The organism is Pantoea sp. Morm (genome assembly GCF_016643525.1).
GTDB classification, from domain to species: Bacteria; Pseudomonadota; Gammaproteobacteria; order Enterobacterales; family Enterobacteriaceae; genus Pantoea; species Pantoea dispersa.
The window spans coordinates 1-20,996 of record NZ_VOQX01000077.1 but is presented as its reverse complement, the minus strand read 5'-3'; the positions used below and the strand labels follow the sequence as shown (position 1 = coordinate 20,996).

General features: G+C 57.2%; 21 protein-coding genes. 8 read left to right on the top strand and 13 right to left on the bottom strand.

All coding sequences use genetic code 11. From position 1 onward, the window contains the following. The coding region (locus FT726_RS21000) for a hypothetical protein (protein WP_346303373.1) at nucleotides 1-218 on the top strand (218 nt) is incomplete at its 5' end. A gap of 158 nt (nucleotides 219-376) precedes the next feature. After that, nucleotides 377-706, top strand: a complete 330-nt coding sequence (locus tag FT726_RS20995) for a hypothetical protein (RefSeq protein WP_125311792.1) — start codon at nucleotides 377-379, stop codon at nucleotides 704-706. Here FT726_RS20995 and FT726_RS20990 read toward each other — a convergent pair. Beyond that, on the bottom strand, nucleotides 690-1,502 hold the full coding sequence (locus tag FT726_RS20990; protein ID WP_346303372.1) for a DUF4225 domain-containing protein: 813 nt from the start codon (nucleotides 1,500-1,502) through the stop codon (nucleotides 690-692). The genes FT726_RS20995 and FT726_RS20990 overlap by 17 nt on opposite strands. 326 nt (nucleotides 1,503-1,828) lie before the next feature. On the opposite strand from FT726_RS20990, the gene FT726_RS20985 reads away from it, so the two are divergent. Continuing rightward, complete coding sequence (locus FT726_RS20985) at nucleotides 1,829-2,929, top strand: NADH:flavin oxidoreductase/NADH oxidase (RefSeq protein WP_346303371.1); 1,101 nt, start codon at nucleotides 1,829-1,831, stop codon at nucleotides 2,927-2,929. Between the two features lie 129 nt (nucleotides 2,930-3,058). Next, nucleotides 3,059-3,472, top strand: coding sequence for a hydroxyisourate hydrolase (gene uraH / locus FT726_RS20980; protein WP_346303370.1), 414 nt, complete (start codon nucleotides 3,059-3,061; stop codon nucleotides 3,470-3,472). Nucleotides 3,473-3,658: 186 nt separating this feature from the next. Here the strand turns inward: uraH and FT726_RS20975 are convergent, their stop codons facing one another. Further along, a complete protein-coding gene (locus tag FT726_RS20975; protein WP_215800944.1) occupies nucleotides 3,659-4,498 on the bottom strand; it encodes a helix-turn-helix transcriptional regulator in 840 nt (279 codons plus the stop codon). Between the two features lie 99 nt (nucleotides 4,499-4,597). Between FT726_RS20975 and FT726_RS20970 the strand changes: the two genes are divergently transcribed. Then, nucleotides 4,598-5,494, top strand: coding sequence for an SDR family oxidoreductase (locus tag FT726_RS20970; RefSeq protein WP_346303369.1), 897 nt, complete (start codon nucleotides 4,598-4,600; stop codon nucleotides 5,492-5,494). Between the two features lie 131 nt (nucleotides 5,495-5,625). Here the strand turns inward: FT726_RS20970 and FT726_RS20965 are convergent, their stop codons facing one another. The 4 genes from FT726_RS20965 to FT726_RS20950 all read right to left on the bottom strand — a co-directional run bounded on the left by FT726_RS20965 (nucleotide 5,626) and on the right by FT726_RS20950 (nucleotide 10,467). Next, entirely contained in the window at nucleotides 5,626-6,864 is a 1,239-nt protein-coding gene (locus FT726_RS20965) for an aromatic amino acid transporter (protein ID WP_346303368.1), read from the bottom strand. A gap of 157 nt (nucleotides 6,865-7,021) precedes the next feature. Then, entirely contained in the window at nucleotides 7,022-8,032 is a 1,011-nt protein-coding gene (locus FT726_RS20960; RefSeq protein WP_346303367.1) for a Gfo/Idh/MocA family oxidoreductase, read from the bottom strand. A 31-nt stretch (nucleotides 8,033-8,063) separates the two neighbouring features. Beyond that, the gene (locus FT726_RS20955) at nucleotides 8,064-8,885 is read right to left on the bottom strand and encodes a TIM barrel protein (RefSeq protein ID WP_152390779.1); all 822 of its coding nucleotides are present in this window, start codon (nucleotides 8,883-8,885) and stop codon (nucleotides 8,064-8,066) included. A gap of 136 nt (nucleotides 8,886-9,021) precedes the next feature. After that, a complete protein-coding gene (locus FT726_RS20950; protein ID WP_058781499.1) occupies nucleotides 9,022-10,467 on the bottom strand; it encodes a sugar porter family MFS transporter in 1,446 nt (481 codons plus the stop codon). Nucleotides 10,468-10,784: 317 nt separating this feature from the next. Here FT726_RS20950 and FT726_RS20945 point away from each other — a divergent pair, with 317 nt between their 5' ends. Next, a complete protein-coding gene (locus FT726_RS20945) occupies nucleotides 10,785-12,128 on the top strand; it encodes an MFS transporter (RefSeq protein WP_260640869.1) in 1,344 nt (447 codons plus the stop codon). Between the two features lie 3 nt (nucleotides 12,129-12,131). Here the strand turns inward: FT726_RS20945 and arnF are convergent, their stop codons facing one another. The 7 genes from arnF to arnB are packed head-to-tail and all read right to left on the bottom strand — an operon-like array spanning nucleotide 12,132 to nucleotide 19,476. Continuing rightward, complete coding sequence (gene arnF, locus FT726_RS20940) at nucleotides 12,132-12,494, bottom strand: 4-amino-4-deoxy-L-arabinose-phosphoundecaprenol flippase subunit ArnF (RefSeq protein ID WP_058759137.1); 363 nt, start codon at nucleotides 12,492-12,494, stop codon at nucleotides 12,132-12,134. After that, nucleotides 12,491-12,811: a 4-amino-4-deoxy-L-arabinose-phosphoundecaprenol flippase subunit ArnE gene (arnE, locus tag FT726_RS20935; protein WP_088517260.1), complete on the bottom strand. Its 321-nt coding sequence runs from the start codon at nucleotides 12,809-12,811 to the stop codon at nucleotides 12,491-12,493. The genes arnF and arnE overlap by 4 nt, the downstream gene beginning before the upstream one ends. Then, nucleotides 12,808-14,475, bottom strand: coding sequence for a lipid IV(A) 4-amino-4-deoxy-L-arabinosyltransferase (gene arnT, locus FT726_RS20930; protein WP_407075081.1), 1,668 nt, complete (start codon nucleotides 14,473-14,475; stop codon nucleotides 12,808-12,810). Before arnT ends, arnE begins: the two co-directional genes overlap by 4 nt. A 19-nt stretch (nucleotides 14,476-14,494) precedes the next feature. After that, nucleotides 14,495-15,379: a 4-deoxy-4-formamido-L-arabinose-phosphoundecaprenol deformylase gene (gene arnD, locus FT726_RS20925; RefSeq protein ID WP_211727303.1), complete on the bottom strand. Its 885-nt coding sequence runs from the start codon at nucleotides 15,377-15,379 to the stop codon at nucleotides 14,495-14,497. Further along, entirely contained in the window at nucleotides 15,376-17,355 is a 1,980-nt protein-coding gene (gene arnA / locus FT726_RS20920; RefSeq protein ID WP_288421674.1) for a bifunctional UDP-4-amino-4-deoxy-L-arabinose formyltransferase/UDP-glucuronic acid oxidase ArnA, read from the bottom strand. The genes arnD and arnA overlap by 4 nt, the downstream gene beginning before the upstream one ends. After that, nucleotides 17,352-18,338, bottom strand: a complete 987-nt coding sequence (gene arnC / locus FT726_RS20915; protein ID WP_021509379.1) for an undecaprenyl-phosphate 4-deoxy-4-formamido-L-arabinose transferase — start codon at nucleotides 18,336-18,338, stop codon at nucleotides 17,352-17,354. The genes arnA and arnC overlap by 4 nt, the downstream gene beginning before the upstream one ends. A gap of 1 nt (nucleotide 18,339) precedes the next feature. Then, nucleotides 18,340-19,476 carry a UDP-4-amino-4-deoxy-L-arabinose aminotransferase gene (gene arnB, locus FT726_RS20910; protein ID WP_058781504.1) on the bottom strand — a complete coding sequence of 379 codons (1,137 nt, stop codon included), beginning with the start codon at nucleotides 19,474-19,476 and terminating at the stop codon, nucleotides 18,340-18,342. A gap of 456 nt (nucleotides 19,477-19,932) precedes the next feature. On the opposite strand from arnB, the gene FT726_RS20905 reads away from it, so the two are divergent. After that, the gene (locus tag FT726_RS20905; RefSeq protein WP_227746467.1) at nucleotides 19,933-20,148 is read left to right on the top strand and encodes a hypothetical protein; all 216 of its coding nucleotides are present in this window, start codon (nucleotides 19,933-19,935) and stop codon (nucleotides 20,146-20,148) included. Nucleotides 20,149-20,709: 561 nt separating this feature from the next. Then, on the top strand, nucleotides 20,710-20,996 hold a 287-nt coding region (locus FT726_RS20900), incomplete at its 3' end, for a prepilin peptidase (protein ID WP_346303366.1).

The following is a 20,996-nucleotide window of genomic DNA, read 5'->3' as shown; positions in this document are numbered from 1 at the left end:
GCATCTTCCTGGCATTTGGATGGCTCTGGCATTTAGGGCCCTTTCCCAGTGAGTTAACCACGAAAAGTTTCATCGCCGTCTGGGTGATAATCGCATTCATCAACATGTGGACAGGTATCAACAAAGCTGGCTATGCGTTCAGTGAAGAATTGTCCATACTGCCGTACGTGTTGCTGCCGCCGGTCATCGCTGCCGGTTTTGTGCTGCTTCTCTGGTAACTCGATTACAAACAACCAGCAAGTCAGACTAATGACGTAAGCTGCTGTTTTAAATATAAAATAACCAACATCGAAACATGATTCGCAGATGGCGATTTATCGCCTGTTTTCGGGTAAACTTACCGGTGATGTTATGGTGAATTTTAAGGATGAAATCCATGAAAATTAGCGAAGAATCACTGCTGGAGTCCGGCTTCAGTCATAAAGATATCCAGAAAATCAAAAGCAATGTGGAAAATTTCGGGGGAACTCTTGATGAAGTGGTTCAGGATTTAGCAAAACGATTTAATGTAGCTAAGTGGATAACTATTATTGCTTTTTTAATCCTGATTTTTACATCTGTTTTATCTACAAAAAATAACACACTCTCTCTGGCTTTTTCTTTAATTGTAGGGTTACCTTTTATCTGGTATTTGACGCCCGCCAAACTCGCTTTTAAAGCCTGGCGGTATAAAAAACATGCTTCCGGGATTAAGGGCGATCTGTAATTGTCATCAGATCAAAAATAACTTTGGCCTTCACGCCGTATCCAACTATTTTCATGGTTAGTTTTGGCCGACTTAACGTGCTGACTTTCCTGTAATAATCGATGGGCATATAGCGAAATAGTCTCCATGCTCCAGGCTTTCTTATTAAGCCTAAGATGCTGTAAGCGTTAGCAATAAGTGAGATTGATTTATATACGCCTAATCCACTTTTAGAACTAAAACCCATAAATTCAGCCGTAGACATAGCAGCATTGGCAGCGAACCCTTCAGATGAAGAATCATGAAGGACCTGATGGCTAAATTCTTTACTAAGGCCATTGAATCCATCCACAACGAGTATTGCGCCAGCCAGCACACCCAATGGATTAGCGCTAGCCAGTAGCGTTGTTCCTAAAGCTATTTCTGCGCCCGAAAGCACTACATTCACAGCAGAAATCACATAACCGACAATTTTGTTATTTTCCCGGACGAACTCCACTTTGGCGTAAAGTTTCGCAGTATTCCTGCGCAGCATTTGCCCCTGCTCTGCAAGATTTTCGGTCTCTGCCCTGAGGTTTTTTACGCAGACCATGCACTCTTCATCAGACTTTGCGCGCCGGGCGATCGAGAACTGCTCTTCAATCACATCCCTTATTTCCTGCACAAACTGGAGTCGTGTAAGTCCATCCCTGATGTGAAACCCGGCTTCACGGTTAGCCGTTTCAATCAGCTTACGGGCTTCAAGATTGACCATCGATTCTGCCCAGGCCCTGTTGCGCCCATTTGAACGCATCATTGCGAGTAGTGCTTCATCCATTTCACAGTTCCTTTGATTAGCCGATGATTCGATAATACTTAATCAGATCCCTCTTAACATGAGAAGTTATTTTGGACCGCCAGGTTTACGCCCGTCCAGAATTCATTAGCGTTAGCTTGCGTTTTGTTAAACCTCAGCCCCTGGTTTGAATAAATGGCGCTAGTTAGCCTTAACGGCACGTTAGCCGAACCCGGCACCATTACATTAATCACTAATAGTATGTTGTAATTAATGGGTGTCATTGCCGCTTACATCTGGCATTGCTGCAAATCCGGCTGCAGCTCCTATGCTGTAGTGAGTCATTAACGTGCGGATATGAGGTATGCATGAGTTTACTGTTTAGCGCGACGCAGCTTGGCGAGTTGTCGCTGGAAAATCGCATTGTGATTGCACCGATGTGCCAATACTCAGCGGAAGAAGGTCAGGCAACGGCCTGGCACCGCATTCATCTCGGCCAGCTGGCGCTCTCCGGCGCGGGACTGCTGATTATCGAGGCAACGGCGGTGGAAGCTATTGGCCGTATCACGCCGGGCGACCTGGGGTTATGGGACGACGCGACAGAAGCCGCGCTGGCCAGCGTGCTGCAGGACGTGCGGCGCTACGCTACCCTGCCGATTGGCATTCAGTTGGGTCACGCCGGGCGCAAAGCGTCTTGTGCTGCGCCATGGCAAGGCGGTGCGCAGCTCTCTGAGGAACACGGCGGCTGGCAGACCGTCGCGCCGTCTGCGCAGCCGTTTGCACAGGATGAGCGTCCGCCGGCCGCACTCAGCAAACAGGATCTGGCGCAGCTGAAACAGGCCTTTGTCGATAGCGCCCTGCGCGCGGTACGCATCGGCATTCAGCTGGTGGAACTGCATGCTGCGCACGGCTATTTGCTGCACCAGTTTCTGTCGCCGCTCAGCAACCAGCGTGACGATGAATATGGCGGCTCATTAGAGAACCGTCTGCGTTTCCCGCTTGAGGTGTTCAAGGCGCTGCGCGCTGCGCTGCCGGCGGAAATCCCGGTTGGCGTGCGGCTTTCTGCCACCGACTGGATCGAGGGCGGCTGGGATAATCAGCAATCGATTGTTTTCAGCCAGCAGCTCGAAGCCGCAGGCTGCGCCTACATTCACGTCTCCAGCGGGGGCCTGGCACCGCAGCAGCAAATCAGCGTGGGCCCTGGTTATCAGTTGCCGTTCGCCCGCGAGATTCGCCAGCAGGTCTCGATTCCGGTGATTGGCGTGGGGCTGATTACCGAACCGAAACAGGCCGAGCAGGCGCTGCAGGAGCAGGATGCCGATTTGATTGCGCTGGCACGCGCGGTGCTGTATGACCCACGCTGGCCATGGCACGCCGCCGCCGAACTGGGCGCGCAGGCCAAAGCGCCGCCTCAGTACCTGCGTTCCGAACCGCACGGCCTGAAAGGCACCCTGAACAGCAACCAGTGATTTCCCTAACCGGCAGCCGCCCGGTTGCCGGTTCTGTTCTGGGAAATTTCACAGATTTCAGCCCATTGTGCGCGACCGCACTATTTTCGTCTTATGCTTTCCCGGCCAATTAACCAAAAGGAAAATGAGATGAAATTGCAGCATTATTTACTGGGCGGCGCGCTCTGCGCTTTCAGCGTGAGCGGCCTGGCCGCTGAGATGAAAAATCCCCTGAGCGTGCATGTGCTGAATCTGCAAACCGGCGTACCGACCGCAGGTATTGAGGTCGAGCTGGATAAGAAACAAGGTGACGAGTGGGTGAAACTGGCGCAGGGCACCACCAACGAACAGGGGCGTATTCCGGCGCTTTACCCGGCGGGCAAGAAGGCGCAGACCGGTATCTACCGCGTAATTTTTAAAACCGGTGACTATTACAAAAAAAACGCCCAGCCGACCTTTTTCCCGGAAATCCCGGTGATGTTCAACCTGGATAATGCCGAGCAGCACTACCATATTCCACTGCTGCTCAGCCAGTACGGCTACTCCACCTATCGCGGCAACTAAGCAAAAAAGGCGCTGCGGACGGTATATTTATACCAGTACGTTTTGTTGAACCGTTGCCTCGTTAAGCGATTGAATCAGGCAGGAGAATTTCTATTCCGTTTCTCCTGCCCATTACAGGGTAAGCCTGTTTTTTCGGCTGGTGTGATTGCTATAGCGTGCTGGCTGACGCATTAAAAACTGTCTGACTCAGACTACGCGCTGAGCTGGGTTCTGTGAAATCCAGCGCTCTGTTTTCGCTCTGCTTTCATCGGTTGCCGGATTAAAGAGCATCATCGTTAAATCCGGCCTGCCTTCAACAGAAAAGGTCGAGAACTCCAGGGCAATCGTCCCCATTTGCGGATGATGCAGCACCTTAAACCCTTCGCCATGCCCGGCCACATCGTTGTTACGCCACAGGCGGGCGAAGTCAGCGCTTTGAGCGGATAGCTCCTCAACCAGTCGATCAATTTCCTCTGAAGCCCCCAGGCGCGCGGCATCCGCCCGAAAGGCGTTGACGATGAGACGGGCAACGCCCTCCCAGTCGTCTTGCATCCCCCGCGCTTCCTGATCGGTAAACAGCAGGCGCAGAATATTGCGCCGCGCGGGCGGAAGTTGCCCGTAATCCTTCAGCACAACCGTCGCCGGATGATTCCATGCCACCACATCCCAGGTGGCTGTTTTAATAATCGCCGGAATCGTCAGGCTTTCCAGTACGCGTTGCAGCCGTGGGGTTATGCTGTCGGACCGACTTACCCGGTTTTCTGGCGGATGCCCAAATGCGAGGATGAACAGATGATCGCGCTCGGGAGACGTAAGCCGCAGTCCGGCAGCAATGCGGTTCAGTACCTCACGCGAGGGCGCTCCCCCGCGGCCCTGCTCAAGCCAGGTGTACCAGGTCGGGCTGATATTCGCGAGCTGGGCAACCTCTTCGCGGCGCAGGCCCGGCGTACGGCGGCGGCCGGGCAAAAAACCAAACGAAGCCGGGTCAATTGCCAGACGGCGTGCCCTTAAAAACTCACCCAGCGGATTTTCAGAAAGCAGCGTCATAAATCACCCTGTTAATGTTTATACCCTGATAACTTCACTACTTTAATAGTAAAAGATCCGCGCTTACGCTGTCGCACTAAATCACTCAGGAGACAGGCTATGCGTATTTTTATAACGGGTGCGACGGGCTTTATCGGCTCACGCGTTGTATCGGCCCTGCTGGCTCGCGGCCATCAGGTGACCGGTCTTGTACGTTCAGAAGAAGCAGCTCAGCAGTTAAACGATAAGGGCGCCACAGCCCAGCGCGGTACGCTGGAAGATCCCCAGGCGTGGATTGCCGGCATTGACCAATGTGATGCGGTGATCCACACCGCTTTCGATCATGATTTCAGCCGTTTTGTCGAAAATTGCGAAAAAGACCGCCGCGTTATTCGCGCGATTGGCTCTGTATTGCAGGGCAGTCAGCGTCCGCTGCTCATCACTTCTGGTACCGGAATGGGTGATGACGGCAGCGGCCAGCCCGCTTTTGAGCAGAATTTCAACCCGGCACACCCTAACCCACGCGTCGCCTCGGAGCTGGAAGGTACTAAGCTCCTTGAATCGGGAATCGATCTACGTGTGGTGCGTTTACCTCAGGTTCACAACACCGAACGTCAGGGATTAATCAGCTATTACATCGCTCTTGCCAGGGAGAAAGGCGCGGCAGCTTATATCGGCGGAGGTGAAAACGCCTGGTGCGCGGCACACGTTGATGACGTCGCCGGGCTGTACGTAAAAGTGCTTGAGCAAGGCGAACGCGGCAAACGGTATCATGCGGTAGCAGAGGAAAGCATTGCCTCACGGCTGATTGCTGAAACCGTGGCAGCAGGCCTGGGGATTCCTGCCGTTTCGCTGAAACCTGACCAGGCCGCGGAGCATTTCGGCTGGTTCGCCGCTTTCGCCAGGCTGGATCTGCGTGCCAGCGGTGCCTGGACGCGGCAGCAGCTCAACTGGCAGCCCAACGGACCGGGTCTTATCGCTGACTTGAGCAGAGTGAATTATTCAACCCATTCGTAGCCCCAGCGCCGGGTAGCGGCGCAATTCATTGCGCAATTTACAACGGTGCGGCGAATGGATTCGCGCGATAAATCGCGCCGCTACGATACGAATAGTGCAGCCTCACCTCTGAACCCCATGGCTCACGCCACTCAGGCCGCAGCAAATTGCGGTAACACACCCAGCCAGCTCAGCGTCCATGCCAGCACATTCAGCGCGCCGAAAAGCAGCACCAGACCAATCGCCAGTGGCGTACGCGGCCGATCGGCGAAACGCTGTTGCGCACGCCGCGCCAGCAGCGCAGGAATAATCACCGCCCACAGCGTGGCAAACAGACCGGCAAAACCGATGGCGGCTACGAAGCCATGCGGCCACCATAGCGAAGCGAGCAGCGGCGGCAAAAATGTCAGGCAGGCGGTTTGCAGCCGCGCGCGCGGGGAATGCCCCCAGCCGAGGCGGTCGGCGATGAAATCAAACAGACCTGCCGTCACGCCTAGAAACGAGGCAATCACCGCAAAATGTGAGAACACCGACATCATCAGCGACAACGCGCGCACGTGCAGATGATCGCGCAGCGCGGCCATCAGCGCGGCAATATCTCCACCCTGCTGCACGATGTCAGGAAACGCGGCGCGCGGCAAATTCCCCATGGTGCAGACAATCCAGAACAGGTACAGCGCCAGCGACATCAGCGTGCCCAGCACCAGCGCGCGTGTCACCGGCGACTCGCGGCGCTGATAATAACTCACCAGCCCGGTGATGTTACCGTGATAGCCAAAAGAGGCCAGACAGAACGGCAGCACGCCCAGTGCGTAAGGCCAGTAGCTGTCTCCCGGCGCGGCGGCGGCGAACAGCGAGGGCACGTCAACCTGGGTTAACAGTCCGCCGAACAGCAAAATCAATAGCAGGATTTTTGCCAGCACGCAGAACGTCATCAAACGACTGACGCCGGTGGTGCCGAGCCACACCACGGCGGCGACACACAACGTCAGCGCGACTTTGGCCCCGGCGGTTGAGAGCGGCACGCCAAGCTGATTCAGCGAGTGCTGGTAAACCGGACCGCTGGCTGAAATATAAGCGTAGGTGAGAATGCCCAGCACAAACAGGATGCTAAGGCCATTGATGCTGGCCCAGCCGCGCCCAAGCAAATCGCGCGTCAGCGTATCGTAGCCCGCGCCTGGCGGATAATGCAGGCTGACACGCATAAACAGCAGCCCGGAGAGCAGCATTGCGCCCCAGCTGATGCCCAGCAGCAGCAGCGCCCAGCCAAACCACGCCCCGGCCATCACGATCGGCAACGTAAACATACCGGCGCCCACTACCGTCCCACAGATGATCATGGCGCCCCACCATACCGAGGGCTGGCGGCGCGCCATTACGCTCTCCGTCATCACACTTTTCCTTGCACAACATAAAGGCGGCGATGATACACGGGATCGCTAACAAATGTGAGGCGCGGCGGTGACTGAGGGGAAGATGGCTGTCAACAGGTGACAATGTCACATAAAGGCGCACCGGTTAGGGTGCGCCAGCCGCGATGTGGTGGGATTAACAATAAAAAGCCGGACGTGGCGGCATGGTAATCGGGACAATGTCACCGTTGTTCTGTGCCGCGACACAGGCATCGGCCGCCACGGCGGCGGCATAGCCGTCCCACGCCGACGGGCCAGTCATATTGCCCGACAGCACGTTGTTAATGAAATCCTGCAGCTCAACGTCATAGGCAGCGATGAAACGTTTTTTCCAGTCGGTCAGAATGCCAGTGGAGAGCTGCGCCGCGTGGCGGGTTTGCACCGACATTGGTTCAGGCAGGCGGGCAATGCCGCTCTCGCCAACCACCTCACACTGAATGTCGTAACCATAGGCACAGTTCACAAAGATCTCGACATCAATGCGGATACCCTTCGCGGTTTCCAGCAGCACAATCTGCGGATCTTTCAGGTGCGATGACGCGTGGCGGGTCTTGCGGGGGTAAATCACCTGCGCGCTGACGTAATCATCGTTCAGCAGCCAGCGCAGCACGTCGAGTTCATGGATCAACGTATCGGTGATCGCCATATCGGTGGTATAAGCATCGCCGACCGCCGGATTGCGGTGCGCGCAGTGTAGCATCAGCGGCTCACCCAGGGTGCCGCCGTCGATAACCGCTTTCAGCGCGCGATAGCCGCTGTCGTAGGGTCGCATAAAACCCACCTGCACCAGTTTTTTGCCCGCGGCAATTTCCGCTTCGACGATATTCATACAGCCCTGCGCGGTCACCGCCAGTGGCTTCTCGCAGAATACCGCTTTGCCGGCTTTGATGGCTGCCAGCACAAACTCTTCATGCGTCGGGCCCCATGAGGTAACCAGAATGGCCTGCACCTCCGGCGCGACGATTAAATCGTGCGCGTTGTCGTAAATCTCCGCCTGCAAGCCGAGCTCGTTAATCACCTGCTCACAGTTGTTGCGATTGATATCATTAAGCGCGACCACGCGCGCATGCTGCAGCACCTGGCTGCAACGACGAATGTGTTCACGGCCGATAGCGCCAGTGCCGATTACACCAATATTGAGTGTCATGCGAGGTTCCTTCAGCAAAATGCCGGATTGGTTAGTGGTTGAGATAATCAATGCTGCTGCGGATTTCGCGCGCAATATCCTCAGCGTTCCAGCTCTCCATCACCGACGAAAACGGCTCGAAAGCATAAACACCGCGATAGCCCATCTCTTCCAGGCGCTGCACCTGCTCGCGGGATTTCAGCAGGTCATCCGCGCTCAGCATGATGCGCTCTTCGTCGGTGAGTTGATGAGTCGGGCGCGCATCCGTTACGCCAGAGAGATGCACCAGGCCGATGTGATTCACGTCTACGCCACCGGCGAAATCCTGTTCGGCGCCTTCGTACAGGTGATGATGGAAGGTATCCAGCACGATGTTAAACGGCACGCCGGCCTGAGCGATAAGCTGCTGCGCCAGCGCGGCGGAGCGCAGTGAGCTCTGCGGAAAACCGAGCGGTTCAACCAGCCCGGCAACACCATATTCGGCAAACAGCGGCGCCAGGGTTTGCAGCGCCTGTACGGTTTGCTCATTACTTACCGGTGTCCCATCATTGAGCGGACAGAGCACCAGCGCTTTCGCCCCGGTGGCGCGCGCATCGGCTAACAGCGCACGCGTTTTTTCCAGCACTGCATCATCTAACTGGTTGAAAGGATACACCGCGTTGATGGTTTCGATCTCAAGCTGATGCTGCGCTGCCAGACGACGCACTTCCTCACCGCCTGCGCCGTCGGTCACGCTGCCGCTTTTCATATCGTTGCGTATTTCAACTTTATTTAATCCCAGTTGTTCCACCAGCGCGAAGAATTCCGCCATGCTGAGATGAGGGGCAATTTTACGGTTAACACAGAATCGGTCACTGCTTATTTTGTAGGTCATGATCTTTCCTGGATAATAATCACTGGGTAAGGTTCTGTTTGCTGCAAGGTACTGACATGCCCTGATAGTAAGTTATCTTTTTTGCCCGCTCTGCGGCTTCTTTGAGTGATTTACATCAGCCTGAGCGCCCTCACATTTAGTCTTTACCGTCATACAGTTCATAGAAATAGTGTTCGACCTGTTCCAGGCTGCGCCCTTTGGTTTCCGGGATAGCACGCAGCACGAACAGGGCGCCGCCGATCCCGATCACGGCGAAGGTGAGAAACGCCCCGGCCAGGCCAAAGGCGGCCAGCAACAGCGGGAAGGCCATGGAAATGGCGAAGTTGGCAATCCACAAGGCAAAAACGGCACCGCCCATGCAAATGCCGCGCATGCGCGCCGGGAAGATTTCCGACAGCAGCAACCAGGTGACCGGTGACAGCGCGCCCTGCTGAAAACATAAAAACATCAACATTCCGGCCAGTACCAGATAGGCCCGCAGCAGATTAACCGCACCACCGGCGTGATACTCCGGCATTAGCAGGCACACCGTAGCGATAAAGAACAGGCAGGCGGTACAGCCCATCTGCCCTATCAGCACCAGCGGACGACGACCAACCTTACCGATTATCACGATCCCCACCAGCGTCATGATTACCGAGATCACGCCGTTGGCGATGGTGGCGAACAACGCCGCATCGTTGCTCAGCCCGGTGGCAGTGAGCATGGTTGGCGCGTAGTACATGATGGTGTTCACACCGGTCAGCTGTTGGATGGCGGCAATGCCAATTCCCAGTAAAAACACTTTGCGCAACCATGGCGTGCGCAGATCACGCAGGCGACCTTTGCCTTGCTGGCGATGCTCTTCGATGGTCTCTTCGATCTCCTCCAGCTCCCACTCTACGTCCTCCGCCGCCCGGGTTTTCTCCAGCACCCTGCGCGCGCCAGCGGTGTTGCCGCGCATGACGTGCCAGCGTGGACTTTCCGGCATAAAGATCATTCCGATCCACAACAGCACGGCGGGTACGGTGGAGATGGCCAGCATCCAGCGCCAGGTATGTTCGCCACCCCAGATTTCATTGAAAGTGGCATTGGAGACATAGGCCAGCAGCTGGCCAGAAACAATCATCAGCTCCTGCAGCGTCACCAGTTGACCGCGTTTATTCGCCGGGGCAATTTCCGCGATATAAACCGGCACAGTGGCAGCCGCCCCGCCAACGGCAATACCAAGAAACAGGCGTGACGCAATCATCGTCACCACATCAGGTGCGAAGGCAGAGCCGACCGCGCCGAGGGCAAAAATAAAGGCCAGCGTGATGATGATTTTGCGGCGGCCGAGGGCATCCGCGAAGTGCCCTGCCAGCAGCGCGCCAAAGGCAGCGCCGAACAACAGTGAACTGGTCACCAGCCCGGTAGTGAACGGCGTGAGATGCAAATCGCTGCGCATGAACAGCAGCGCGCCGGATACCACGCCGGTATCGTAACCAAACAGCAGCCCGCCGAGTGTCGCCACCAGCGCGATGATTTTTACGAAGGGTTCGGTTTTTGTTGTGCTGTTGGGGCCGGACGCGGTGTTGGTGGAGAGATAAAGTTCTTTTTCCATAATACCTCCTGGTAAAAAATGCGTTAGGAAAAGCATCAGAACAAAGCAGCGCGTCCAGGCTATCGGCATTTTTATTTCATGTTAATTTATATTTGAAACCTGCTTTTCAAATTGTGAGTTCAAGCCTTTTGACCGGTTTATTTTGATGGATTTACATCAGCAGAAAAAAGGTGAATGAAGATCGGGCGAGGTGGTTATTTAAGCGCAGCAGATCGGCCCCTTTACGCCGGGAGTCGCCACGCTTTGTGATCAATCGCGCAACAACTGCACAAACCTTCTTGTATGGTAGTCGCTCTTTAACCTCTTAGGGATTTGTCATGGCCTCTTCAACTGTTGCTCAATCTGATACCGCTGAAGCTCACCCTAAATCATTGATCCGCCGCGTCGCCAGCGCCTCGGCGATAGGCACGGCGGCAGAGTATTACGACTTTTTCGCTTACGGTACGGCAGCGGTACTGTTCTTTGGCCATCTGTTCTTTCCCAGTCACGATCCGCTGGTCAGCACACTCGCTGCCTTCGCCACTTATGCGGTTGGCTTCCTCGCACGTCCTATTGGCGGCATGGTGTTTGGGCACATCGGCGACAAAGTGGGACGCAAAAAAGCGCTGGTGGCGACCATCCTGATCGTGGGCCTTGGCACGTTCTGCATTGGTCTGCTGCCAACCTACGAAAAAATTGGCGTCTGGGCCCCGGTATTACTGATTGCCATCCGCTTGCTGCAGGGGTTTGGCGTCGGCGGTGAACAGGCGGGCGCGGTATTAATGACAGCTGAATATGCGCAGCCTTCCCGGCGTGGTTTCTTTGCCAGTTGGGTGCAGATTGGTGCTCCGGTCGGGTTTCTGCTGCCGCTGGCGCTGTTCGCTGTGCTTAATGCCGCGCTGAGCGCGGAGCAGATGATGGACTGGGGCTGGCGCGTGCCTTTTCTGCTCAGCGCGCTGCTGGTGATTGTCGGCCTGTTTATTCGCCTGCGCATTGATGAATCGCCGGTCTTCGCCGCCATTCGTGAAACCAAAGCGGCAGAATCCAGGCCGTTAAAAGAGGTGCTGCGTGGTAATCCGCGGCTGGTGGTCAACGGCGTGGCAGCGAAACTGATCGAAGCCTGCGCCTTTGCCCTGTTTACCGTCATCATCCTTGCCTGGGGTAAGGCTAATCAGCTTGATGCCGGTATTTTGATGAACAGTATGATCGTCGCGGTGATCCTCGAAGTACTGGCGATCCCGCTGATGGGTGCCCTTTCCGACCGCATCGGTCGCAAGCCGGTTTACCTGATCGGCACGCTGCTGATCATGCTCTCGATCGTGCCCTTTTTTCTCGCGCTGGCGCACAACAGCTACTGGCTCACGCAGCTGGCAATGATCGTGGCGCTGACGCTGGGTCACAGCATGTGTTATGCCCCGCAGGCGTCATGGTTCCCCGAACTGTTTCCCACGCACATTCGCTGCAGCGGTATCGCGGTGATCTGGCAGATCGGTTCGCTGATCGGCAGCGGCGTACTCGGACTGGTGGCAGTGAAGATTCTGCAGGTGACCCACGGCCACTGGTATGGTCTGGCGCTGTATGTTGCAGTGCTGGGTGTGATTTCATTGTACGGCCTGCTGCGTCTGCCGGAAACGGCGCCAGGCCGCCGCCAGGGTGAATATCACCGGTGGCAGCAGCATTAACGGTTAACGGCGCGGCAGCGCCACGCACAGCAGGCCGCAGACAATCAATATGACGCCAGCGAGACTGCTCCAGCGGAAGGTTTCATGCAAGGCCGGCAGAGAAATGGCGGCCAGCCACACCAGCACATAGCTCAGACTGAGCAGCGGATAGAGCCGGTTGAGCGGTAGCAGCCGCAGCGCCAGCAGCCAGCACAGCATTGAGCAGCCGTAGGCGGCCAGTCCGCCGATTAACGGTATCAGGCCGTGCTGCCACGGTAGCGCGGTCCATGTATCCAGCGGTGGCAGCACAAGCATCGCCGTGCGCAGCAGCAGCTGCGCCAGCGACACCAGCAGCACGCTGGCCAGCGCCAGCAGCCAGCCCTTCACAGATGGCTCCCCATCAGCGCAACCCCGGCAACGATCGCCAGCGTACCCAGCCACTGCCGCCGCGTGTAGGTCTCACGCCAGATGACGCGCGCCGCCACCGCCACCAGCACAAAATTCAGGCTCAGCATCGGGTAAGCCACGCTGACCGGCACGGTGCGCAGCACCACCAGCCACAGCAGCATCGCCGTGCCCAGCAGCAGCAGGCTGAGCCCCAGCCAGCCGAACAGGCGGTGCCCGCCGCAGTGGGCCGCCTGTTTCTGGCACAGCTGGGCGGCACAACTGAGCAGGCTTACCAGCAGGATCAGCAGCAGATTCATGGTGTCGCGTTGTAGCCGTAGTAGACCAGCCGTCCCTGCTGATACACATCGTCCGGCACCGGCAGATGCGCATCCGCTTGCTTTTCGTCAGAATTCAGCAGCAGCACCAGTGCCACCGGACCCTGTCGACGGTGCAGGCGCAGCCAGTCGGCGAAGGCTTCCCCGTCGACGTAGCGCGTTTTTGCATCGGGATAACCCAGTCCGTACTCCAGCTCACCTTTTTCATCGAAGAAAGTGATATCGCTGCGGCGCAACTCCCATGCGACCGCAGAAGCGATGCCGGAATTGTTCACCACCAGATAGCGGCTCTGCGCCAGCTGTGGCCGAACGGCACTCACGAAGCTCTGCGGCTGTTTGCTATCACGTACCTTTTGTGGGATAGCCAACCCGACCAGCAGCGCCAGGGCCAGCGGGCAAAGCGCAGCCAGTTGCCAGCGGCCTGTTTTCAGGCTTAACCAGCCCATCACCGCCCAGCCGGCAAATGCCAGCGCAGCGCACAGTACCCGCAGCAACTCATCGCGCGCGTACACCGGATGGTGCGCCAGCCCCCAGGGTGCCAGCACCACCACGACCAGCAGCGTGGCGCCCAGACCAAACAGCAGGTTGATCCAGCCATTTACCGCCAACGCCTGTTTCAGGCGCCCGGTGTTACCGTGCGCATAATGCGCCATCAACAACGCCAGCGGCGCAAAGCACGGCAGGATATAGGTCGGCAGTTTGCCTTTGGCGATGCTAAAGAACAGCAGCGGCAGCACAACCCAGCTAAGCAAATAGATCGCGGCAGCGTGCTGTTGACGCTGTCGCCATGCGCCGCTCAGCGCGCCTGGCAGCAGGCCGAGCCATGGCAAACAGCCTGCCAGCAGCACCGGCAGGTAATACCAGAACGGGGCTTTGTGCTGCGCATCGCTCTCCGCGAAGCGCTGAATATGTTCGACCCAGAAGAAGTAGTGCCAGAAATCGCCTTCCTGATGCTGAATGGACAGCGCCCAGGGTGCGCTGATCGCGGCCGCCACCAGCACAGTAAGCGGGCCCCAGCGCAGTAGTTCGCCAAAACGTCGCTGCCAGAGCACCCAGGGCACAATCGCCAGCACCGGCACCGCCAGCGCCAGAAAGCCTTTGGTCATGAAGCCCATGGCACAGGCCGCGCCAAGCAGCACATAGCCCGTCAGCCGCTGTGAGGTACTGTGCGCCTGCGCAGCAAACCAAAAGCTGCACATCGCCGCCACCAGCCACAACAGCAGAATCGGATCGAGCACGGCGTAAGTGCCGATGCCATAAACCAGCAGCGAGGTAAGAAAGATCACGCTGGCGGTGAGCGCTATTTTGCGGCTGGCGAACATCCGCTTGCCCAGCCAGTAGATCAGCAGGGCACTCAGCGTGGTACAGATAATCGCACCGGCGCGCACGCCAAAATTATTATGCCCAAATAACAGCTGACCAAAATTATTGATCCAGTAACCGGCAATCGGCTTCTCGAAGTAGCGCAAATCGAAAAAGTGCGGTACCACCCAGTTACCGCTCAGCAGCATCTCGCGGCTAATTTCGGCATAGCGGGTTTCATCCGGCTGCCAGAGATCACGGAATGGCACCGGGATCAGATAATAGAGAGCAAAAAGCGCTATCAGCAGCACTATGCAGGTACGGCTGCGCATCGGTGTTTCCATACTTGGGTCCTGTAAAATGTTAACTCTGGCAACCCAGCCAGCCTTCCCGGCCGGCAATGTGCCCGCGCACCACATGGCCCTGCGGCAGCGTACTGAGATCGTCCGGCAGCAGCTCGCTCAGCGGACAAAACCGGATGCCCTGCTGCTGCGCGCGCGTCAGCAGATCGGCAAAGGCGGGCAAACCGACGATGCCTTCGACCTCTGCGTGAATGGTATAGACCGGCGTACCGCTGGCGGCATGCATCTGCGCGAGAATAAAGTCGTTAAATCCCTCCGCGCTGACCTGCTGGCCTACCACTTCATCCCACGTTGGCAGGGTTACCGGAATTTGCACCGTGCCGAGGCTGCCATCGTTGAGGCGCGGAATGAACGGCCCGCTGCCGCGACAGTCGCTGTTATAGCGAAAGCCAAACGGCTGCTTGGCATCCAGTACCCGGCTGTCGGCGCGCCAGCCTGCCACTGCAGAGCAGGTGACACTGTCACCCAAAATGGCTTCCAGCGCCGCTTTACCGCGCGCAATCTGCGCATTCAGCTGCTGTGGTGACCAGACGCCAGCCCAGGTCTGCCAGGCAAAGTGATCCCACGCGTGTAACCCCACTTCATGGTGATCTGCCGTGGCGCGAATAATCGAAGCCAGCCCTTTGCCTATTTCGCGGCCCGGCCAGGCGGTACCGGCCAGTAAAATATCCCAGCCGTACAGCGAGGCCGCGCGCGAACGCAGCATTTTCCACAGAAAGCGCGGCTTCATCAGGCGCCACAGGTGGCGCCCCATGTTGTCCGGCCCGACGCTGAAGAAGAAGCTGGCCTGCAGCTGATGCAGGCTGAACTGCTGCAGCAGCGCCGGTACGCCCAGTTGCGTGCCGCGCCAGGTATCGACATCAACACGCAAACCCACTCGCTTCATGGCTTTTCCTGTAGCTCAACGGTGCGCAGGAAGAAGTCCAGCGTATTGTCGATGGTGGTATCCATCGCCACGGTTGGCGTCCAGTCGAGCAGGCGGCGGGCGTTTTTAATCGATGGCTTGCGGTGCTCCACGTCCTGATAGCCTTTGCCGTAATAGCTGCTGCTCTCTACCTCACGGAAACCGGCAAACGGCGGGAAGCGATCGCGCAGCGGGTGGCGCTCAAAGCTGGCCAGCAGGTGTTCCGCCAGCTCTTTAATACTGGCTTCGTTCTCCGGGTTACCAATGTTAACGATCTGGCCATCGCAGTTGTTGTGCTTGTTCTCGATAATGCGGAACAGCGCTTCGATGCCGTCGCGAATATCGGTGAAACAGCGCTTCTGCGCGCCGCCGTCAATCAGCTTGATCGGCGAGCCTTCCACCAGATTAAGGATCAGCTGGGTGATGGCGCGAGAACTGCCGATACGCGCGGCGTTGAGGTTATCCAGACGCGGGCCCATCCAGTTAAACGGACGGAATAGCGTAAAGCGCAGCCCCTCTTTTTCGCCATAGGCCCATATCACCCGGTCCAGCAGCTGTTTTGATACCGAATAGATCCAGCGCTGTTTATTGATCGGTCCGACCACCAGGTTGGAGTGATCCTCGTCGAAATGCTGATCGGTACACATACCGTACACTTCGGAGGTCGACGGGAAAATGATGCGCTTTTTATACTTCACGCAGTCACGAATAATCTTCAGGTTCTCTTCGAAATCCAGCTCGAATACGCGCAGCGGATTACGGGTATATTCGATCGGCGTGGCGATCGCCACCAGCGGCAGCACCACGTCACATTTCTTGATGTGATACTCAATCCATTCAGAGTGGATGCTGATATCCCCTTCAACGAAGTGGAAGCGCGGTTCATCCAGGAAACGGCTGATGGCATCGGAACCGATATCCAGGCCATAAACCTCAAAGTTATCATCCTGCAGCAGGCGTTCGGTGAGATGGTTGCCGATAAAGCCGTTTACGCCGAGGATCAGCACCCGCGTGCGGCGTTTTACCGCAGCAACCGGCTGCGAGTAAAGCAGCGCACCCGGCACCATGCCCAGACTCTGCGCCAGCTGGCTGCCGTTCATGTAAACACCGTTGTCGCTCTGCCCGGTGACCACTTCGAGCGCGCCCTCGCCGCAGGCAATCAGGAACGGCTCAACTGACAGCACCGCGCCCGGTTTGGCGCTGGGCGCATCCTGGTGAACCCGCCCTTTCCACACCACGAATTTCACCGTGCCGGCATACGCAAACGCACCAGGCCACGGATCGGTGACTGCACGCACCAGGTTATTCACTTTAGCCGCCGGCAGCTCCCAGTTGATGCGGCCGTCCTCCGGCGTGCGGCGACCGAGCATGGTCGCTTCCGCATCGTTCTGCGGCGTGGCGGCAATCTCACCGCGCTTCATCGGCGGCAGCGCGCCTTCCAGCAGCTGGTCGGCGCAGGCCACCAGCTTACGGTGCAGCGTCAGCGCATTATCCTGCGGGTCAATCGCCACGCGCTGCTGCGCCACAATGTCGCCGGCATCGGCACGTTTCACCATGCGGTGCAGCGTTACGCCAGTCTCCGTCTCGCCGTTGACCAGCACCCAGTTAAGCGGCGCACGACCACGGTATTTAGGCAGCAGCGAACCGTGCAGGTTAAACGCGCCGACCCGCGCGCAGTTCAGGATCGTGTCGCTCAGCAGTGCGCGATAATAAAACGAGAAGATAAAGTCCGGCTGCATGGTGCGGATGCGATCCACCCACAGCGGATGGTTAGCATCTTCCGGCGCATACACCGGAATACCCTGCTCAGCCGCGAGGCGTGCTACCGAAGGAAACGCATGGCTCTCCGGCGAGGTGTCCGCATGGGTGAAGATGGCACTGATTTCATAGCCTGCGTTCAGCAGCGCAGTGATGCCTGCACAGCCCATTTCGGCATAGGCGAAGACGATAGTTTTCATTGCTTAATTTCCTGTACAGACGGGGCATCTTGTTGCGGATGGATAACACGTTGAATGAAGTAGCGCGGACGGGCGCGTACGTCGTTATAAATACGACCGATGTATTCGCCCAGCAGGCCCATGCCGACAAACTGCGCGCCGACAAAAATAAACAGCACGGCAAACAGCATGAACACACCGTCACCGGCCCAGCTGGCACCGAGGAACAGGCGCAGCACAATCAGGATCAGAGAAAAGGCGAAACCGGCCAGTGCGATTAAGCTGCCGACAATACTCAGCAGACGCAGCGGCGTGGTGGTCAGGCAGGTTACCAGGTCATACATCAGGTTGATCAGCTTCATGAAGCTGTATTTGGAGTCGCCGAATTCACGCTCGGCATGCGTAACCGGCAGTTCAATGGTGCGGCGCGCGAAGGTGTTTGCCAGAATCGGGATAAAGGTGCTGCGTTCATGGCAGTTGAGCATCGCATCGACAATGTGGCGGCGATAGGCGCGCAGCATGCAGCCATAATCGCCCATCGCTTTGCCGGTCACGCGCTGAATCAGGTGGTTGATGGTGCGTGAAGCGCGGCGACGGAACCAGCTGTCCTGACGGTTCTGACGCACGGTGCCGACCACGTCGTAGCCTTGCTGCGCGGCTTTGACCAGATTGGGGATCTCTTCCGGCGGGTTTTGCAGATCGGCATCCAGCGTAATGATCACATCACCGGAAACATGGCTGAAACCGGCCATAATCGCCGAGTGTTGTCCGTAGTTGCGATTCAGCAGCACGCCGACCACGTGACTGCCCGGCATATCCGCCGCATCGGCGATCATCTGCGCGGAGCGGTCGGCGCTGCCGTCATCCACCAGTAAGATTTCATAGTCAAGTCCGAGCGTGCGGCAGGCAGCGTCGGTACGGCGCACCAGCTCCGGCAGGCTCTGTTCTTCGTTGTACACCGGGATCACCACGGAGACTTTGCGAATCGGTTTTTCTTCCAGCATCTCAGGCTCCCGCAAGGTGGCGTAAGGCAGCGATCACACGCGTTACATCGTCATCGTGCATGTCGGGGAACAGGGGCAGCGAGCAGATACGATCACTGTTCCATTCGGTGGCCGGCAGCGAGAGCTGCGGATAGCGTTCACGGTAATACTTGTGCGTATGCGCGGCGCGGAAATGCAGGCCGGTGCCGATGTCATGGATTTTCAACTGCTCCATCAGCGCATCGCGGCTGATACCGCAGCGCGCTTCGTCCACGCGAATGATAAACAGATGCCACGCATGCTGATGCGGCCACGCCGGCTGCACCAGCGGCAGCAACGGCGTATCTGCCAGCTCGCGCAAATAGCGCTCGGCGATAGCCTGGCGACGTGCATTGATGGCCGGCAACTTTTGCAGCTGCACCAGCGCAATCGCGGCGTTGATGTCTGGCAGGTTGTATTTAAAACCGGGCATGATCACTTCGGCCTGCGGTTTGCGGCCATGGGTATGGCGATCGTAGGCATCGACGCCGAGGCCGTGGAATTTCAGGCTGCGCAGGCGGTCAGCCAGCTGCGCATCATCGGTCACGACGATGCCGCCTTCGGCGCAGGTGATGTTTTTGATGGCGTGCAACGAGAAGATTGCGGTGCCCTGCTGCCCGACGTGCCGGCCTTTGTAGTAGCAACCTACCGCGTGGGCCGCATCTTCAATCAGTGGGATATTGTGGCGCGCGCTGACGGCGCGAAGGGCGTCGATATCCGCCGGCGCACCGGCATAGTGAACCGGCACGATGGCGCGGGTGCGCGGCGTAATAGCTGCTTCGATCTGTTCTGCGCTCACCATCAGGTTATCGCGATCCACATCGATCATCACCGGCGTGGCGCCCAGCAGCGTAATGATATTGAGCGTGGAAACCCAGGTCAGCGACGGGGTGATCACCTCGTCGCCGGGCTGGATACCCAGCGCCATCAACGTGACGTGCATGCCAGCCGTGGCGGAGCTGACGGCAATCGCGTGCTGGTTGCCGGTGAGCTGGCAAAACGCCTGCTCCAGTGCGGCATTCTGCGGCCCGGTGGTAATCCAGCCCGATGCAAATACCGCCTGCACCGCGGCCAGTTCTTCCTCACCCAATGCCGGGCGCGAAAACGGAAGGAAACTCATAAGATAACCTTACTGTTGTGCCTGAAAACATGCTGAAAAATAAAACAAGCGTTATTGCCGCGCATGACAACCTGATGAAACACGCTGTAACCTTTTGTTTAAACGTTACTTAAACGAGTGCGTTTGATGTGCTGTTGTCATCTGCGCGCAACAAAACTTAAGCAGGTCTGTTTTATCGCTATAAGAAACCAAAATACGGGGGAAAACTTAACTGAACATTAAATGGCAAAGCGGCACGCTGACTTTTTTACGTGATGTTGAAGATTGGTAGAAGATTGCGCGCCGGGGCCGAAATCAGCATCGGGTCAGACATCATGGGTCGGCTTGTCGACACACGGCAATTAAAGTGGCTGTTTTTCAATGCATTAACCAAGAGACTATACTGTTCTTAAGGTTATCCTAAGGTTGGCTGCTTATTCTTCCCTGGGATAGTGACGCCAGAGGCTGGACAGGAGAATGATGATGAGAACCGCGACTGACAGACTTTCACAGGCAGCACTGCGCCGGCATCACATTGGCGTGAAAACAAAAGGATTGCGTTTCCGCGGTGAGCTGTATGTGTTTCGCTATAACGCCGGCCATTACGACGTGTTTCGCAACAGCGAATGGGTGATGTCGCTCGCCACCAGCAATGTGCTGGAAGCCATGCAGCAGTTTAAACAGAGCCAGTAAACTCGCTGGCACATTGATTGGATTATGATCTGTCTCCGCTGGTGTATTGATTAGATTGTTGTCAGCCTCGGCTGGCCCATCGATAGGATTTTTGCCTGTCTTCGCATCGATTTGGTCATTGCCAGCCCGTGAAATTCACGCATCCCTGCTTATATCTCCTCTGTTCTCTGGAACCCGCTCGTAAATCCTGCTGCAAATCGCTGCAACGCCGCTTTGCTGCTCGCCACGCCGTCTCCACCGGCGTATTGTGCCTCTCGCACACCGGCTAGGGTTGGCGACAGATCGCGGTGCGCATCAATGCGCACCCTACAGGTTTTGTAGGGTCGCCATTTATGGCGACCTCTGCCGTCAAACCGCACAAATCCGTAGCGGCGCGATTTATCGCGCAAAAAGGTTACGCGGCACCTTTATGCCAACCTGTCGTGCAACCGGGCAAAAAATCGCCCCGCTTACACCGGTACGCATCAATGCGCCCCCACGGTAACCGCGCCATGATCTGCACGATCGCCATTCGTGGCGACAGAAAAACCCAACGCTGCATGGACAGCAGGAGAAAACCTCATGGAAATCGCCTACTGGTTGATCGGTACACTGCTGGCGCTGTGCGTCGGTAGCTTTCTCAACGTGGTCATTTATCGCCTGCCGCAGCAGGTAATGAACCCGCAACCCGGCATTCCCCTGTTGCTGCCGCGCTCGCACTGTCCCCACTGCCAGACCACGCTGCGCGCGAGCGACATGCTGCCGCTGCTCAGCTGGCTGCTATTAGGCGGACGCTGTCGCTACTGCCCCCACCCGGTGAGCCTGCGCTACCCGCTGCCGGAACTGCTCACCGCCGCGATCAGCCTGGC

What these genes read in the sequence shown, in the direction of transcription:
- FT726_RS20955 (WP_152390779.1), bottom strand. Translation starts at nt 8,885, where the DNA reads ATGACCTACAAAATAAGCAGTGACCGATTCTGTGTTAACCGTAAAATT.
- uraH (WP_346303370.1), top strand. Translation starts at nt 3,059, where the DNA reads ATGAAATTGCAGCATTATTTACTGGGCGGCGCGCTCTGCGCTTTCAGC.
- arnB (WP_058781504.1), bottom strand. Translation starts at nt 19,476, where the DNA reads ATGAGTTTCCTTCCGTTTTCGCGCCCGGCATTGGGTGAGGAAGAACTG.
- FT726_RS20905 (WP_227746467.1), top strand. Translation starts at nt 19,933, where the DNA reads ATGATGATGAGAACCGCGACTGACAGACTTTCACAGGCAGCACTGCGC.
- arnD (WP_211727303.1), bottom strand. Translation starts at nt 15,379, where the DNA reads ATGAAGCGAGTGGGTTTGCGTGTTGATGTCGATACCTGGCGCGGCACG.
- FT726_RS20985 (WP_346303371.1), top strand. Translation starts at nt 1,829, where the DNA reads ATGAGTTTACTGTTTAGCGCGACGCAGCTTGGCGAGTTGTCGCTGGAA.
- FT726_RS20960 (WP_346303367.1), bottom strand. Translation starts at nt 8,032, where the DNA reads ATGACACTCAATATTGGTGTAATCGGCACTGGCGCTATCGGCCGTGAA.
- FT726_RS20990 (WP_346303372.1), bottom strand. Translation starts at nt 1,502, where the DNA reads ATGGATGAAGCACTACTCGCAATGATGCGTTCAAATGGGCGCAACAGG.
- FT726_RS20950 (WP_058781499.1), bottom strand. Translation starts at nt 10,467, where the DNA reads ATGGAAAAAGAACTTTATCTCTCCACCAACACCGCGTCCGGCCCCAAC.
- FT726_RS20970 (WP_346303369.1), top strand. Translation starts at nt 4,598, where the DNA reads ATGCGTATTTTTATAACGGGTGCGACGGGCTTTATCGGCTCACGCGTT.
- FT726_RS20975 (WP_215800944.1), bottom strand. Translation starts at nt 4,498, where the DNA reads ATGACGCTGCTTTCTGAAAATCCGCTGGGTGAGTTTTTAAGGGCACGC.
- FT726_RS20945 (WP_260640869.1), top strand. Translation starts at nt 10,785, where the DNA reads ATGGCCTCTTCAACTGTTGCTCAATCTGATACCGCTGAAGCTCACCCT.
- FT726_RS20995 (WP_125311792.1), top strand. Translation starts at nt 377, where the DNA reads ATGAAAATTAGCGAAGAATCACTGCTGGAGTCCGGCTTCAGTCATAAA.
- arnC (WP_021509379.1), bottom strand. Translation starts at nt 18,338, where the DNA reads ATGCTGGAAGAAAAACCGATTCGCAAAGTCTCCGTGGTGATCCCGGTG.
- arnT (WP_407075081.1), bottom strand. Translation starts at nt 14,475, where the DNA reads ATGGAAACACCGATGCGCAGCCGTACCTGCATAGTGCTGCTGATAGCG.
- arnE (WP_088517260.1), bottom strand. Translation starts at nt 12,811, where the DNA reads ATGAATCTGCTGCTGATCCTGCTGGTAAGCCTGCTCAGTTGTGCCGCC.
- FT726_RS20965 (WP_346303368.1), bottom strand. Translation starts at nt 6,864, where the DNA reads ATGACGGAGAGCGTAATGGCGCGCCGCCAGCCCTCGGTATGGTGGGGC.
- arnA (WP_288421674.1), bottom strand. Translation starts at nt 17,355, where the DNA reads ATGAAAACTATCGTCTTCGCCTATGCCGAAATGGGCTGTGCAGGCATC.